13 protein-coding genes are annotated in these 14,295 nt (G+C 58.6%); 8 read left to right on the top strand and 5 right to left on the bottom strand.

Translation table 11 applies throughout. The annotated features are described in order from the left end of the window. The first annotated feature begins 156 nt into the window (after positions 1 to 156). Together N5D61_RS20040 and pdeM are read left to right on the top strand one after the other, a co-directional pair. Positions 157 to 2,649, top strand: a complete 2,493-nt coding sequence (locus tag N5D61_RS20040; protein ID WP_279893954.1) for a ligase-associated DNA damage response DEXH box helicase — start codon at positions 157 to 159, stop codon at positions 2,647 to 2,649. Beyond that, positions 2,646 to 3,302, top strand: a complete 657-nt coding sequence (pdeM, locus tag N5D61_RS20035) for a ligase-associated DNA damage response endonuclease PdeM (RefSeq protein WP_279893953.1) — start codon at positions 2,646 to 2,648, stop codon at positions 3,300 to 3,302. Before N5D61_RS20040 ends, pdeM begins: the two co-directional genes overlap by 4 nt. Positions 3,303 to 3,374: 72 nt before the next feature. On the opposite strand, the gene N5D61_RS20030 is transcribed toward pdeM, so the two are convergent. Both N5D61_RS20030 and dcd read right to left on the bottom strand, forming a co-directional pair. Continuing rightward, entirely contained in the window at positions 3,375 to 3,596 is a 222-nt protein-coding gene (locus N5D61_RS20030; RefSeq protein ID WP_279893952.1) for a hypothetical protein, read from the bottom strand. 109 nt (positions 3,597 to 3,705) lie between these two features. Beyond that, positions 3,706 to 4,272 carry a dCTP deaminase gene (dcd, locus tag N5D61_RS20025; protein ID WP_065760448.1) on the bottom strand — a complete coding sequence of 189 codons (567 nt, stop codon included), beginning with the start codon at positions 4,270 to 4,272 and terminating at the stop codon, positions 3,706 to 3,708. A gap of 309 nt (positions 4,273 to 4,581) precedes the next feature. Here dcd and N5D61_RS20020 point away from each other — a divergent pair, with 309 nt between their 5' ends. Continuing rightward, a complete protein-coding gene (locus N5D61_RS20020; protein ID WP_010445013.1) occupies positions 4,582 to 4,791 on the top strand; it encodes a cold-shock protein in 210 nt (69 codons plus the stop codon). A 177-nt stretch (positions 4,792 to 4,968) separates the two neighbouring features. Here N5D61_RS20020 and apbC read toward each other — a convergent pair whose 3' ends face one another. After that, positions 4,969 to 6,063 carry an iron-sulfur cluster carrier protein ApbC gene (gene apbC, locus N5D61_RS20015; RefSeq protein WP_108239397.1) on the bottom strand — a complete coding sequence of 365 codons (1,095 nt, stop codon included), beginning with the start codon at positions 6,061 to 6,063 and terminating at the stop codon, positions 4,969 to 4,971. Between the two features lie 295 nt (positions 6,064 to 6,358). Between apbC and metG the strand changes: the two genes are divergently transcribed. From metG to N5D61_RS19995, 4 genes are all read left to right on the top strand, one after another. Further along, complete coding sequence (metG, locus tag N5D61_RS20010; RefSeq protein ID WP_279893951.1) at positions 6,359 to 8,404, top strand: methionine--tRNA ligase; 2,046 nt, start codon at positions 6,359 to 6,361, stop codon at positions 8,402 to 8,404. Between the two features lie 42 nt (positions 8,405 to 8,446). Beyond that, complete coding sequence (rsxB, locus tag N5D61_RS20005; protein ID WP_108239395.1) at positions 8,447 to 9,481, top strand: electron transport complex subunit RsxB; 1,035 nt, start codon at positions 8,447 to 8,449, stop codon at positions 9,479 to 9,481. A gap of 58 nt (positions 9,482 to 9,539) precedes the next feature. Next, positions 9,540 to 10,178, top strand: a complete 639-nt coding sequence (gene nth, locus N5D61_RS20000) for an endonuclease III (RefSeq protein ID WP_279893950.1) — start codon at positions 9,540 to 9,542, stop codon at positions 10,176 to 10,178. Between the two features lie 106 nt (positions 10,179 to 10,284). Then, positions 10,285 to 10,467 carry a hypothetical protein gene (locus N5D61_RS19995; RefSeq protein WP_108239393.1) on the top strand — a complete coding sequence of 61 codons (183 nt, stop codon included), beginning with the start codon at positions 10,285 to 10,287 and terminating at the stop codon, positions 10,465 to 10,467. A gap of 117 nt (positions 10,468 to 10,584) precedes the next feature. On the opposite strand, the gene N5D61_RS19990 is transcribed toward N5D61_RS19995, so the two are convergent. Continuing rightward, positions 10,585 to 11,211 carry a response regulator transcription factor gene (locus N5D61_RS19990; RefSeq protein ID WP_108239392.1) on the bottom strand — a complete coding sequence of 209 codons (627 nt, stop codon included), beginning with the start codon at positions 11,209 to 11,211 and terminating at the stop codon, positions 10,585 to 10,587. A 1,142-nt stretch (positions 11,212 to 12,353) separates the two neighbouring features. Here N5D61_RS19990 and N5D61_RS19985 point away from each other — a divergent pair. Beyond that, positions 12,354 to 12,932: a hypothetical protein gene (locus N5D61_RS19985; RefSeq protein WP_279893949.1), complete on the top strand. Its 579-nt coding sequence runs from the start codon at positions 12,354 to 12,356 to the stop codon at positions 12,930 to 12,932. Between the two features lie 110 nt (positions 12,933 to 13,042). On the opposite strand, the gene N5D61_RS19980 is transcribed toward N5D61_RS19985, so the two are convergent. Beyond that, positions 13,043 to 14,260, bottom strand: coding sequence for an argininosuccinate synthase (locus N5D61_RS19980; RefSeq protein ID WP_108239391.1), 1,218 nt, complete (start codon positions 14,258 to 14,260; stop codon positions 13,043 to 13,045). Positions 14,261 to 14,295: the final 35 nt, after the last annotated feature.

Here is a 14,295-nt window from a genome sequence, read left to right as displayed (position 1 = left end):
CGGGCACCGTCCCGGCCCTCCATACGGGGCGGTTCAGGTCCGGATAGGGCTCACCCGCGACAGTGAGCCTGGCCCAGCTTCGTGCTCGACGGCACGTTGACCAAACTATTTAGCGCTGCCAACGGTCTGTGGTTTAAACCCCGTCAGAGGCCGCGCATGCCCAAAACCGTTCCCTTTGCCAAGCGCTGGTTCTCCGCGCGCGGCTGGAAGCCCTTCCCTTTTCAGAAAGCGGTGTGGGATGCCGTGGCCCGAGGCGAATCCGGTCTGCTGCATGCCAGCACAGGCGCGGGTAAAACCTATTCGGTCTGGTTCGGCGCGCTCAACCGCTTCGCCACGGCCTTGCCGGCGGCCGATGAAGGCAAGCCCCGCAAACGCAAGCCGACGGCGGCGCCGCTCAGCGTGCTATGGATCACCCCCATGCGCGCGCTCGCCGCCGACACTGCCCGCGCGCTGGAAGCCCCTTTAATCGACTTGCAGATCCCCTGGACGGTCGGCCTGCGTACCGGGGACACCAGCAGTAGCGAACGGGCCAGGCAGAGCCGAAGACTGCCCTCTGCATTGATCACCACGCCGGAAAGCCTGACGCTGCTCCTGACCCATGGGAGCGCCGAGGTGACGTTCTCGACCCTGAAGATGATCGTAGTCGACGAATGGCACGAGTTGATCGGCAACAAGCGCGGAGTGCAGCTGCAATTGGCGATCGCCCGCCTGCGCAAATGGAATCCGGGGCTGATCGTGTGGGGCCTTTCTGCAACGCTGGGCAATCAGACCCATGCACAACAGGTGCTGTTGGGGGCCGAGGGCACGGCAGTACAGGGCAAAGTGGTCAAGGAGTTGATCATCGACACCTTGATTCCAAACAGCATCGAGCGCTTCCCGTGGGCTGGGCACATGGGACTGAAGATGTTGCCGCAGGTGCTTGCCGAAGTGGAAAGCAGCACCAGTTGCCTGCTGTTCACCAATACCCGCGCGCAGTCGGAACTGTGGTATCAGGCCTTGCTCGACGCTCGACCGGACTGGGCAGGGCTGATCGCGCTGCACCATGGATCACTGTCCCGGGAAGTCAGGGACTGGGTCGAACGCGCGCTGAAGGAAGGACACCTGAAGGCCGTGGTTTGCACGTCCAGCCTGGACTTGGGGGTGGACTTTCTGCCGGTCGAACGGGTGCTGCAGATCGGTTCGGCAAAAGGCGTTGCGCGGCTGATGCAGCGCGCCGGTCGCTCCGGCCATGCACCCGGCCGCCCGTCCCGCGTGACGCTGGTGCCGACGCACAGCCTCGAATTGGTAGAGGCTGCCGCGGCACGGGATGCCGTGAATGCTCGCTTGATCGAACCCAGGGAGTCGCCTCACAAGCCGTTGGATGTCCTGGTGCAGCATTTGGTCAGCATGGCGCTGGGAGGGGGCTTCAACCCTGACGATCTGTTAGCCGAAGTCCGTACCGCATGGGCTTACAAGGACCTCACCGAAGCCGAGTGGCAATGGGCGTTGGCGTTCGTGCGCCATGGGGGCCTTTCGCTGACGGCGTACCCCGATTATCGGCGGGTGGAGCCCGATGAGGACGGCATCTGGCGCGTCCCGGACGCGCGCTTGGCACGGCGTCACCGCATGAGCGTTGGCACCATCGTCAGCGACGCCAGTGTCAATGTGAAATATTGGAGTAAGGGGGGCGGTGGCGGCTCGCTGGGGAGCGTCGAGGAAGGTTTCATTGCGCGCCTCAAGCCCGGGGACGGCTTTCTGTTCAGTGGTCGCTTGCTGGAGCTGGTCCGCGTGGAAAACATGACGGCTTACGTGAAGCGGGCGACCACCAAGAAAGCCGCCGTCCCACGCTGGAACGGCGGACGCATGCCCTTGTCCAGCGAGCTGGCCGACGCGGTGGTGGCAAAATTCGACGCTGCGGCGCACGACGTCTATGACGGCCCCGAGATGCACACGGTCAGCCCCTTGCTCGATGTTCAACGGCAGTGGTCGGCGCTGCCCCGCAAAGACACGTTATTGGCAGAAATACTCAAATCCCGTGAAGGTTGGCACCTGTTTCTTTACCCCTTCGCCGGTCGTCACGTGCATCTTGGACTGGCCAGCCTGCTGGCATGGCGCCTGAGCCGGGACACGCCGCTGACCTTTTCGATTGCGGTCAACGATTACGGTTTCGAATTGCTCAGCGCCACGGAAGTCGATTGGGCCACCCATCTGAACGCGGGGCTTTTCAGCGACAGCGACCTGCTGGCGGACATTCTCGCCAGCCTCAACGCTGGAGAACTGGCCTTGCGCCGCTTTCGCGAGATTGCCCGCATCGCCGGGCTGGTGTTTTCCGGGTACCCCGGCGCCCAGAAAAGCAATCGCCAGTTACAGGCGTCAAGCGGCCTGTTCTTCGAAGTCTTCAAGCAATACGATGCAGACAATCTGCTGCTGACCCAGGCCGAAGAAGAGGTGCTGCGTCAGGAGTTGGACCTCGATCGCCTTAAGCACACGTTGCGCCGCATTCATCAGCGTACCCTTGACCTGCACGTGATCAAGCGTCCGACGCCGATGGCGTTTCCTTTGTTGGTCGAGCGCATGCGTGAAAGTCTGAGCACGGAAAAGCTGTCCGACCGCATCGCGCGCATGGTGGGGGATCTTGAGAAAGCCGCCGGCCCTGAGGTCAGTGCATGAGGCCCTACCTGTCGATTCAACTGGCTGGCGCGGAATTATGGCTGTTAGCAGAAAAGGCCATCTACTACCCGGCGGAACGCGCCCTGTTGATCGCCGATGCCCACTTTGGCAAGGCTGCCGCCTATCGGAAGCTTGGCCAACCGGTCCCTCACGGCACCACCGACGGCAACCTGCAGCGGCTGGACCACTTGCTGGCGGCCTACGAGTGCCGACATCTGATCTTCCTCGGCGACTTCCTCCACGCCCCCGAGTCCCACGCGGCGGGTACGCTTGCCGCGTTGTACGCCTGGCGGGAACGGCATGAAGACTTGATCGTGACGCTGATTCGCGGCAACCACGATAAACGTGCAGGCGATCCCCCCACCGACCTGCGCATCGAGGTGGTTCCGGAACCGCTGCTGCTGGGCCCGTTCGCGCTGCAGCATGAGCCGGCCCCCCACCCGACCCTTCCCGTGCTGGCCGGCCACGTGCACCCTGCTTACAGATTGTACGGCCGAGGTCGACAGCGACTGCGCCTGCCCTGCTTTCTCATCCAGCCTACCGTCAGCCTGTTACCCGCGTTCGGAGCGTTTACCGGCGGGATGAACATCGAGCACACCGAACACAGTCGAGTGTTCGTCGTCGGCGACGGCGCTGTCTGGCAAGCGCAGTGAAAGGAGTGTGAGGGGGAAACGACCCGGAAGAAAAACCCCTGGCCGTGCGATTGCACGGCCAGGGGGCGGGGGTCAGGCGACAGGAGCGGGGGGCGGTTCGTCGGGCAACGTGGGCTCACCGGGCTCTTCAGGTTGGGGGTATTCGTTGGGAGTGTCGGGGGTAGGCTGGCCAGGGATGCCTCCGGCGACCATGTTGACCAAATGCGGATGCGCTAACAGCGACCATGCCAGCAGCCCGACCTGATTACCTCCGGGGTCGCCAATACCACTGCTGGTCTTCACTTGTCTCTTCATAGGGCACTCCTGAGCGTTGGTCCCATCCGCATGGTGCGGATGAGAACAGTTCAATACATAGAGTGCGCATTTCGCGACTAATTCAGTTTGGAAATGACCAACGGTGCACTTAAGCGCGAGGCAGCGTAACGCCACGCTGGCCCTGGTACTTGCCACCGCGGTCTTTGTAGGACACTTCACATTCTTCGTCGGACTCGAGGAAAAGCATCTGCGCAACGCCTTCATTGGCGTAAATCTTCGCAGGCAGCGTGGTGGTGTTGGAAAACTCCAGCGTCACGTGGCCTTCCCACTCCGGTTCCAGAGGCGTCACGTTGACGATGATGCCGCAGCGGGCGTAAGTGCTCTTGCCCAAGCAGATGGTCAGCACATTGCGCGGAATGCGGAAATATTCGACGGTGCGGGCCAGCGCGAACGAGTTGGGCGGGATGATGCACACGTCGCTCTTGATGTCGACGAAGCTGCCGGCGTCGAAATTCTTCGGATCGACGGTGGCCGAATTGATGTTGGTGAACACCTTGAATTCATCGGCGCAGCGCACATCGTAGCCGTAGCTGGACACCCCGAAGGAAATCAGACGATCGGCACCTTCACCGCGCATCTGGCGCTCCACGAACGGCTCGATCATGCCGTGCTCTTGCGCCATGCGGCGAATCCACTTGTCCGATTTGATGCTCATGGCGGTGTCCTGAATAGCGAGGTGAAAAAGATGTCCGGCATCTTACCGGGCATGAGCGCCCGGTTCAAAGACTGCGCACGACGGGGCGCGCAAACCGTTTGTCATCCACCGAAATAAACGTGGCCGAACCATTGGCACACTCTGGAAAAAGGGTTAAGGTGACGCCACTGTGTTGCTTGTGTCACTGAGAATCTCTACACGATGTTGAATTTCGATCCAACCATCTCCATGAATTTTCCTGCTCTTTGCACTCAGTCTCGGTCAGGGCTTTTCCCGAGCCGCAGTTAACTTTGTCCAAGGAGATACACCATGTCCAATCGCCAAACCGGTACCGTCAAGTGGTTCAACGATGAGAAAGGCTTCGGCTTCATCACTCCACAATCCGGTGACGACCTGTTCGTACACTTCAAAGCCATCCAGGCTGACGGCTTCAAAACCCTGAAAGAAGGCCAACAGGTTTCTTTCGTCGCTACCCGCGGCCAGAAAGGCATGCAAGCTGAAGAAGTTCAAGTTATCTAACTTGCGCTGAATCGCTTGAAAGACCCCGCCCTGAAAAGCGGGGTTTTTTTATGCCTGTCGATTTTCCTGGGCAGACGCCTGACGCGCCGTGAACCTATTGCCGCGAGCCCGCTTCCCGGGGGCGAGGCGGTCAAGCTTCGCCCCCGGCGCGCAATACCCGCCAGCCCCGCAGAATGATCAGTCGTCGCTGATCGAAATGTTAGGCATTGCAGGGGTTGCGGCCGCCTGCAGCACGATCCTGGCCCCCACATGGCGCGCGAGTTCCTGGTAAATCATGGCAATCTGGCTTTCAGGTTCTGCAATGGCGGTCGGCTTGCCCCCATCGGCCTGCTCACGGATCAACATCGACAAAGGCAAAGACGCCAGCAGTTCGACGCCGTATTGAGACGCCAGCTTCTCACCACCGCCCTCGCCAAAAAGATGCTCGGCATGGCCGCAGTTCGAGCAAATATGCACTGCCATGTTTTCCACGACGCCCAACACCGGGATGTTGACCTTGCGGAACATTTCGACGCCTTTCTTGGCGTCCAGCAAGGCCAGATCCTGAGGCGTGGTGACGATGACCGACCCGGCCACCGGCACCTTCTGCGCCAAGGTCAACTGAATATCCCCCGTCCCCGGCGGCATATCGATAACCAAATAATCCAGATCATTCCAGGCGGTCTGAGTAATCAGTTGCAACAACGCCCCGGACACCATCGGCCCGCGCCAGACCATGGGCGTGTTGTCGTCGGTCAGAAAGGCCATCGACATCACTTCCACACCATGAGCCTCGATCGGCACGAACCATTTCTGTTCCTTGACTTTAGGCCGAGTCCCCTCGGGAATGCCGAACATGACGCCCTGACTCGGGCCATAGATATCAGCATCGAGAATGCCGACCCGCGCCCCCTCTCGGGACAAGGCCAGCGCCAGGTTCGCAGCCGTGGTGGATTTGCCCACCCCCCCCTTGCCAGAGGCCACGGCAATGATGTTCTTAACATTGGCCAGGCCCGGAATCTGCCCCTGAGCCTTGTGCGCGGTGATGTGCGTACTGACGCGAACGCTTGCCGCTGTAACGCCGTCCAGGCCCTCAATCGCCATTTGCAGCATCTGCGCCCAGCCGTTCTTGAACAGGTCGGCGGCATACCCCAGTTCCAGCTGCACGGTGACGCGCCCGCCGTCAATGTCGATGGCCTGCACGCAGCCGGCGCTGACCGGGTCTTGGTTCAAATAAGGATCGGTGTACTGGCGAAGAACAGCCTCCACCGTCGCGCGGTTGACAGCGCTCATGGGTCACTCCCGAAAAAGACTGAGCAAAACAGGCGGCTATCCTACCGCGTCTGTCGGATAGCCGGGCGGGGTTTTGCAGATCACGCGTGTGGGCGCGCGCTTGGCCGCGGAGGACATTGATCCGGCTCATCGATGCGATCTGGCACACCGCCATCGCGGGCAAGCGTGCTCCTACGCAAACCGTAACCCAATCCGACACCGCGAAACGCCGCACATACCCTATCTGCGGGATGAAAAAAAAAGCCCGGCGCTTTATAGTGGCCGACCTCCGTTTCACTTCAAGTAGCCGAGCCCCATGTCCGAGCCACGCAAGATTCTCGTCACCAGCGCCCTGCCCTATGCCAATGGTTCCATTCACCTTGGCCACATGCTCGAGTACATCCAGACCGACATGTGGGTGCGTTTCCAGAAGCACCGCGGCAACCAGTGCATCTATGTGTGCGCCGACGACGCCCATGGCTCGGCCATCATGCTGCGTGCCGAGAAAGAAGGCATCACACCGGAACAACTGATCGCCAATGTTCAGGCCGAACACAGCGCGGACTTTGCCGACTTTCTGGTGAATTTCGACAATTTCCACTCCACTCACGCCGAAGAGAACCGTGAGCTGTCGAGCCTGATCTACACCCGTCTGCGTGACGCCGGGCACATCGCTACGCGTTCGGTCACCCAGTATTTCGACCCGGAAAAGAAAATGTTCCTGGCCGACCGCTTCATCAAGGGCACCTGCCCGAAATGCGGCACCGAGGACCAGTACGGCGATAACTGCGAAAAGTGCGGGGCCACCTACGCGCCCACCGACCTGAAAGACCCCAAATCGGCAATTTCCGGCGCCACGCCCGTGCTCAAGGATTCGAAGCATTTCTTCTTCGACCTGCCCGCCTTCGACGCCATGCTCAAAGAATGGACACGCAGCGGCACACTTCAGGATGCAGTGGCCAACAAGCTTGCCGAATGGCTGGATGCTGGCCTGCAGCAATGGGACATTTCTCGCGATGCACCCTATTTCGGGTTCGAGATTCCCGATGAGCCGGGCAAGTACTTCTACGTCTGGCTGGACGCGCCCATCGGTTACATGGCCAGCTTCAAGAACCTGTGCGACCGAACGCCGGGTCTGGACTTCGACACCTTCTGGAAGAAAGACTCGACCGCCGAGCTCTACCACTTCATCGGCAAGGACATCGTCAACTTCCACGCCCTGTTCTGGCCTGCCATGCTCGAGGGCGCGGGTTTCCGCAAGCCCAGCGGCATCAACGTTCACGGCTACCTCACCGTCAATGGCCAGAAAATGTCGAAATCCCGCGGCACTTTCATCAAGGCGCGGACGTACCTGGAACATCTGTCCCCGGAGTACCTGCGCTACTATTACGCGGCCAAGTTGGGCCGTGGCGTCGATGACCTGGACCTCAACCTCGAAGACTTCGTGCAGAAGGTCAACTCCGACCTGATTGGCAAGGTGGTCAACATTGCCAGCCGCTGCGCGGGCTTCATTCACAAAGGCAACGCTGGCGTGTTGGCGGCCGGCAACGCCGCACCTGAATTGACCGATGCATTCCGAGCCGCTGCGCCGAGCATCGCAGAAGCCTACGAGGCCCGCGACTTTGCCCGTGCCATGCGTGAAATCATGGCCCTGGCCGATCGCGCCAACGCCTGGATCGCCGACAAGGCGCCTTGGTCGCTGGCCAAGCAGGAAGGCAAGCAGGACGAAGTCCAGGCGATTTGCGCACTGGGTGTGAACCTGTTCCGTCAACTGGTTATCTTTCTCAAGCCGGTCTTGCCTAACCTGGCCGCCGATGCCGAGCAGTTCCTCAACGTCGCTCCCTTGACCTGGGACGACCACCTGACGCTGCTCAGCGAGCACCCACTCAAGCCATTCCAGGCGCTGATGACTCGCATCGACCCGGCCAAAGTGGAAGCCATGACCCGTGCCTCCAAAGAAGACCTCACAGTGAGCGCGACCGACACCGGCCCCGCAGAAGGCAATGGCGAACTGACCAAGGACCCGCTGTCTCCGGAAATCGAATTCGATACGTTCGCCGCAGTGGACCTGCGGGTCGCTCTTATAGAAAAGGCCGAGCATGTCGAAGGTGCGGACAAGCTGCTTCGCCTGACCCTCGACATCGGCGACGAGAAACGCAATGTGTTCTCCGGGATCAAGAGTGCTTACCCGAACCCCGCCGAACTGGAAGGGCGTCTGACCATGATGGTCGCGAACCTCAAACCGCGAAAAATGCGTTTCGGGGTCTCCGAAGGCATGGTGATGGCAGCGGGCCCTGGCGGTGAAGACATTTACCTGCTGAGCCCCGACAGCGGCGCCAAACCCGGTCAACGCATTAAATAAGCATGAGGGGCCGACGTCTCGAAAGCGTCGGCCTGACCAAGCATGAACCTGATTCAGCGTATCGACGCCCTGTTGCCACAGACCCAGTGTGGCAAATGTGGCCACCCCGGCTGCAAGCCTTACGCGGAAGGAATCGCCAGCGGCGAAGCCATCAACAAGTGCCCCCCGGGCGGCGACGAAACTATCGCCGCGTTGGCGGACCTGCTCAATGTGCCTGCCCTCCCCCTTGACACAGAACGCGGTCACGCTCCGTCACAGGTCGCGTTCATTCGCGAGGAGGAGTGCATCGGCTGCACCAAATGCATCCAGGCCTGCCCCGTTGACGCTATCGTGGGTGCCGCTAAGTGGATGCATACCGTCATCGCCTCGGAGTGCACCGGGTGCGACTTGTGCGTCGCGCCCTGCCCGGTCGACTGCATCGACATGCTGCCCCTGTCATCACCCACACTCATACCGATTGTCGGCGGGCTGGCATTCGACGACGCCCAACGCGTTGCAAGAGCGGCCAGACGGGGACAGGCGCGCCAGCGCTTCGAAGCGCGTAACGTGCGGCTACACCGCGAAGAGCTACAGCGGCAGTCCGAGCGGCTGGCGCGCCAACAGGCTTCAAAGACCAGCGCGAACACCAGCGATCCGGTGCAAGCCGCGTTGGGACGGGTGCGCGTGCACAACGCTGCGGACGACGCAGCGTTGAAGCAGGCTCGCGTCGACGTCAACATGAGCCGCGCCCAATTGAACAGATCACTGAAGGCGTTTGGGCACCCGCCCACCGCCGAACAAGCTGCTCAACTGGTGACGTTGCAACGGCAGTTCGAAGAGGCAGAGCGAGCGCTCGCATTACTGCTGAGTGAGATCACTCCAGACAATCCCCCTTCTCCACCACCAGTTAGCGCATCGAGCGCAGGGCAGCCAGACAAAGCGGCAATCAATCGGGCGAAGATCCAGTTGGCGACGCGACGCGCTGCGCTCAAGAAGGCCCAAACCAATGCTGCGCCGGCAGAACAGCTGGCAGCACTGAACAGTGAGGTGTCGGACGCAGAGCAAGCGCTCCACGCATTGGAAGCCATGTCGACGTAGAACCTGCGCTCAATGAGACCTTAACGATGCCACTGATTTGCCTGGGACCCTTCACGCCATGAACGCAGCAAAACGCCTGGAAATCTTTCGCCGCCTCCAGGAAGACAATCCGGACCCAAAAACCGAGTTGTCGTACAGCTCTCCGTTCGAATTGCTGATTGCGGTGATTCTTTCCGCACAAGCCACTGATGTGAGCGTCAACAAGGCCACTGCGCGTTTGTATCCAGTAGCGAACACCCCAGCAGCCATCTACGCACTCGGTGTCGAAGGTCTTTCGGAGTGCATCAAGACCATCGGTCTCTATAACAGTAAAGCGAAAAACGTCATCGAGACCTGCCGCCTTCTGATCGAGCTCCACGGCGGCCAAGTCCCGCAAACGCGTGAAGCGCTCGAAGCGCTGCCGGGCGTAGGCCGCAAGACGGCCAATGTCGTGCTCAACACCGCTTTCCGCCAACTGGCGATGGCCGTCGACACCCATATCTTCCGCGTCAGCAATCGGACTGGCATCGCGCCGGGTAAAAACGTTGTGGAAGTCGAAAACAAATTGATGAAGTTCGTACCGAAAGACTATCTTCTCGACGCTCATCATTGGCTGATCCTGCATGGCCGCTATGTCTGCATAGCGCGAAAGCCACGCTGCGGCAGCTGCCGGATCGAGGATTTGTGCGAATTCAAGCAGAAGACTTCAGACGATTGAGCAATAGGCGCTTCGTAGGATAATCGATTGAAAAAATCTTTTTTACCCGCTTCGTATTTGTCGCTATAAGGTGCGCCAATGACAGTCTAAGCTGGAGTCAACTTTCATGAGCACTGACAAAGAGCAGATGGATGTAGATGACGACTTCGTGGCAGAAGACGCCGACGAAGTCGTTCAGGTACCTGTGGAAGCCGCCAAAACCAATCTCAGTAAACGTCGCACCATCGATAATCTTCTGGAAGAACGGCGTTTGCAGAAACAGCTCGCGGACTACGATTTCGATTTCTGACGAGCCTGATGCTCAAAGCCTCTCAGGCCGAGAGGCTTTTTCCTTCTGGCAGAGCGCCGTCGATGCGCTTGAATCGCCCTCACTCCGTTCCTGCTCAAGAGCGCGCCCTGAGCCGGGTTAGACCAGCCCGTTTCGTTGGGCAAGCTCGATAAGATCAACCAGCGAATGCGCATTCAGCTTGAGCAGCAGGCGAGTCTTGTAGGTGCTGACGGTCTTATTGCTCAGAAACATGCCATCAGCAATCTCCTTATTGGTTTTACCTCTGGCCAATTGCTGGAGCACCATCATCTCCCTGCCTGAAAGTCGGTCGACCATCTCGGCCTCGCTGGCATTGCCCAGGCTCGAACGTACCGTGTGCAGCGCCTGATTGGGGAAATAACTGTACCCCGACAAGACCGCCTTGATGGCGCTAAGCAGCTCGGTCAGATCCTGCTGCTTGCAGACATACCCCGCTGCTCCGGCCTGCATGCACCGCATCGAAAAATGCCCGGGGGACTGCGACGTCAGGATCAGGACCTTGAAAGGCAGCGTCATGGCTGTCAGCCGCGCGATAACCTCGAGGCCGTCCAGTTTCGGTATGCCGATGTCCAAGATGACGATATCAGGCAAATGCTCCCTGGCCAGTTGCAGCGCATCCACGCCATTGTCCGTTTCCGCGATGACTTCGTAGCCATGCCGCTCCATCAGCATGCGCACGGCGAGCCGAATGACGGGGTGATCGTCCACGATCAACACTTTATTCATGTGCAGTCCATTTTTTTGCAGTTCGATATTCTGGAGCCCGCACAATAGCTTAGTCGTTTACTGCTTTGCATGGGACTCCTCCCTTTGGACTAGCAGGCAAAGACGTTTCCTACTCAAGCAACAGAAAGGTCCTACAAAACTAGACTCACTCATCTTCATTTCGATCGAATCGCCTGCTGTCGTCTGTCACTTAATTCCCTCCTATCATTTGAAAGAAACATTTACGAACGCCCGTACGCAAGTGGTGCGATTCTGAAGTCCGCCCGCTGCGCCATGCTCCACGAAAATCCTGACCGTGTTCAATTTTTGGATGACCATTTATTCCAGAGTGTGAAAACCGACACAGAGAAAGCGTTCATTACCGACAGATGAAGCGGTTCTCATCTCAGCACAGTCTTGGGCCATGGATTGATTGTTACTCCTGCTCCACACATTGACGCTCAGGATAAGCCGATATCCCGAACATGCCACACATGTTCAATCATAAAATATTGCCAATTACAACCCGCAACGTCTTGATAGCATCGCGCTGAAAAATACACACTCAAAAAATATATTTTCAATACATATTTATTCAAAGAACCTTCCTACAAAATTTTCGGATCTTGTTGAAAGTCCCGTCCTACGTCGAGACTGACCTGGAAGGCGCTCCAAGCCGGCTCGAATCTGCCCCCCACCAGCGGACCCCTTCTGACCATAAAGAATTAAATGAACTTAATAATGTCCCGATAAGCAATCGCCAGGCGCCCCGGCGTCTACGTAATACCATATCTTCCTACATCGCCACTGACACTTCCATAAATAAGAAAAATACTACATAACTAACAGACCAAACTCTTCAACGCGCACGCGTTCGCGATTACAACTTACCACTGCCAGGGAAAACGTATTTTTTTACTTGCCAAACCCAAGACCAGTCGTTACTTTTTTATTCAAAACGCATTGCACAACCGGGAAAACTTGGCGAAAAGTAACTACTACCACCGCGTTAACGCGCATGCACTTATCTTCAATGCCATTATCGAGTTAGCGAGCGACATTCCACTGCGCCAACCTGCTCCAATGCCGTTTGACGACTTATTCGATCACAGACTTTTACGGCATCGAATTGACCGTAGCATCCTGCTCGAAGGAACCCTTCAATGACTCAGAAAATCTATTTAACTTCAGTAGAGGCCAACCGCCCCCTTGAATTGGCAGAGGCAATAGAAGCCTACGTCGCGCAAGGAGGCGTCATCAACATTGTGCCAGAGGGAGAAACCCGGCATGCCAGTAAAGACCCCAAGGAGACTACCTCACAAATCAGCACGACCGCGCAGCCAGATGCACGACTCGAACAATTGAAAGGCCTCGTCGCCAAAGGCGCTGGCGTGACGGCACTCCAATATTCGCTGCGGATGAATCGAAAGGATATCAAACGGTTGGCCAGCGAGAACGGCGTCAAGATTCATCACAGTCGGCCGGTGCGGGGCGCCAGACTTCCACGCAGCCGAGACCCTGTCACCATCGACGATGTGACCGCCGGGCACGCGATGCATTACTCGACGCTGGGTTACACCGTGCAGGAAATCGCGCAACTTCTGGACATTGGCGTGCGCGACGTGTGGAACATCGGCAAGGCCTACCGATTCGAGCTCAGCAGTGCCACGGCGTCAGACACAGGTGACATTGAAGCAGCGTCACCAACCCAGGAAGATGATCGCGAGGAGCGGAACACATAGATTCCAAGCACGAATCGCAGCCGTTAAGCCTGGCGTCAGCGTAAGCGAAGGTGATGTCGGGGAGTGGGTGCAACCCGGTGAAGGGCTGCACCCCGGCAGACGTGTGACGATCAGAACAGCTTGCGATTTTTGTTCGCGGCGATGCGCATGCGCAGCGCATTGAGCTTGATGAAACCTGCAGCGTCGGCCTGGTTGTACGCGCCACCGTCCTCTTCGAAAGTAGCGATGTTGGCGTCGAACAGGGACTCATCCGACTTGCGACCTGTCACGATCACATTGCCCTTGTACAACTTCAGACGCACGACGCCGTTCACATGAACCTGAGACGCGTCGATCATTTGCTGCAGCATCAGACGCTCAGGGCTCCACCAGTAGCCGGTGTAGATCAGGCTGGCGTATTTGGGCATCAGCTCGTCTTTCAAGTGAGCGACTTCGCGGTCCAGAGTAATCGACTCAATGGCCCGGTGTGCCTTCAGCATGATGGTGCCGCCAGGGGTCTCGTAGCATCCGCGGGACTTCATGCCGACATAGCGGTTCTCAACGATGTCCAGCCGGCCGATGCCGTTCTCGCCGCCGATGCGGTTGAGCGTGGCCAAGACAGTGGCCGGAGTCATCTCGACGCCGTCGATGGCGACGATATCGCCGTTGCGGTAGGTCAGCTCGATGTATGTCGGGGTGTTCGGGGCGGTTTCCGGAGACTTGGTCCAGCGCCACATGTCCTCTTCATGCTCAGTCCAGGTGTCTTCCAGCACGCCACCTTCATAGGAGATGTGCAGCAGGTTGGCGTCCATGGAATACGGGGACTTCTTCTTGCCGTGACGCTCGATTGGGATGCCGTGCTTTTCGGCATAGTCCATGAGTTTCTCACGGGATAACAAGTCCCATTCACGCCATGGCGCAATGACTTTCACGCCGGGTTTGAGCGCGTAGGCGCCCAGCTCGAAACGGACCTGGTCGTTGCCTTTGCCCGTCGCGCCGTGGGAAATCGCGTCGGCGCCGGTTTCGTTGGCGATTTCGATCAGACGCTTGGCAATCAGCGGACGAGCGATGGAAGTACCCAACAGGTACTCACCTTCATAGACGGTGTTGGCGCGGAACATCGGGTACACGAAATCACGCACGAACTCTTCGCGCAGATCGTCAATGTAGATTTCTTTCACGCCCATGGCTTGCGCCTTGGCGCGTGCGGGTTCGACCTCTTCCCCCTGACCCAGGTCAGCGGTAAAAGTCACCACTTCGCAGTTGTACGTATCCTGCAGCCATTTGAGGATTACCGAAGTATCCAGGCCACCGGAATACGCGAGAACTACCTTGTTAACGTCCGCCATGCCATCACTCCAACGCGTTGTACGGAAAACCGGTG

Origin of the sequence: Pseudomonas sp. GD03842 (assembly GCF_029841165.1) — a bacterium.
Classification (GTDB): Bacteria; Pseudomonadota; Gammaproteobacteria; order Pseudomonadales; family Pseudomonadaceae; genus Aquipseudomonas.
This window is presented reverse-complemented; position numbering and strand designations above follow the sequence as displayed.

Coding starts and splice junctions, on each gene's coding strand:
- N5D61_RS20040 (WP_279893954.1), top strand. CDS start 157: ATGCCCAAAACCGTTCCCTTTGCCAAGCGCTGGTTCTCCGCGCGCGGC.
- pdeM (WP_279893953.1), top strand. CDS start 2,646: ATGAGGCCCTACCTGTCGATTCAACTGGCTGGCGCGGAATTATGGCTG.
- N5D61_RS20030 (WP_279893952.1), bottom strand. CDS start 3,596: ATGAAGAGACAAGTGAAGACCAGCAGTGGTATTGGCGACCCCGGAGGT.
- dcd (WP_065760448.1), bottom strand. CDS start 4,272: ATGAGCATCAAATCGGACAAGTGGATTCGCCGCATGGCGCAAGAGCAC.
- N5D61_RS20020 (WP_010445013.1), top strand. CDS start 4,582: ATGTCCAATCGCCAAACCGGTACCGTCAAGTGGTTCAACGATGAGAAA.
- apbC (WP_108239397.1), bottom strand. CDS start 6,063: ATGAGCGCTGTCAACCGCGCGACGGTGGAGGCTGTTCTTCGCCAGTAC.
- metG (WP_279893951.1), top strand. CDS start 6,359: ATGTCCGAGCCACGCAAGATTCTCGTCACCAGCGCCCTGCCCTATGCC.
- rsxB (WP_108239395.1), top strand. CDS start 8,447: ATGAACCTGATTCAGCGTATCGACGCCCTGTTGCCACAGACCCAGTGT.
- nth (WP_279893950.1), top strand. CDS start 9,540: ATGAACGCAGCAAAACGCCTGGAAATCTTTCGCCGCCTCCAGGAAGAC.
- N5D61_RS19995 (WP_108239393.1), top strand. CDS start 10,285: ATGAGCACTGACAAAGAGCAGATGGATGTAGATGACGACTTCGTGGCA.
- N5D61_RS19990 (WP_108239392.1), bottom strand. CDS start 11,211: ATGAATAAAGTGTTGATCGTGGACGATCACCCCGTCATTCGGCTCGCC.
- N5D61_RS19985 (WP_279893949.1), top strand. CDS start 12,354: ATGACTCAGAAAATCTATTTAACTTCAGTAGAGGCCAACCGCCCCCTT.
- N5D61_RS19980 (WP_108239391.1), bottom strand. CDS start 14,260: ATGGCGGACGTTAACAAGGTAGTTCTCGCGTATTCCGGTGGCCTGGAT.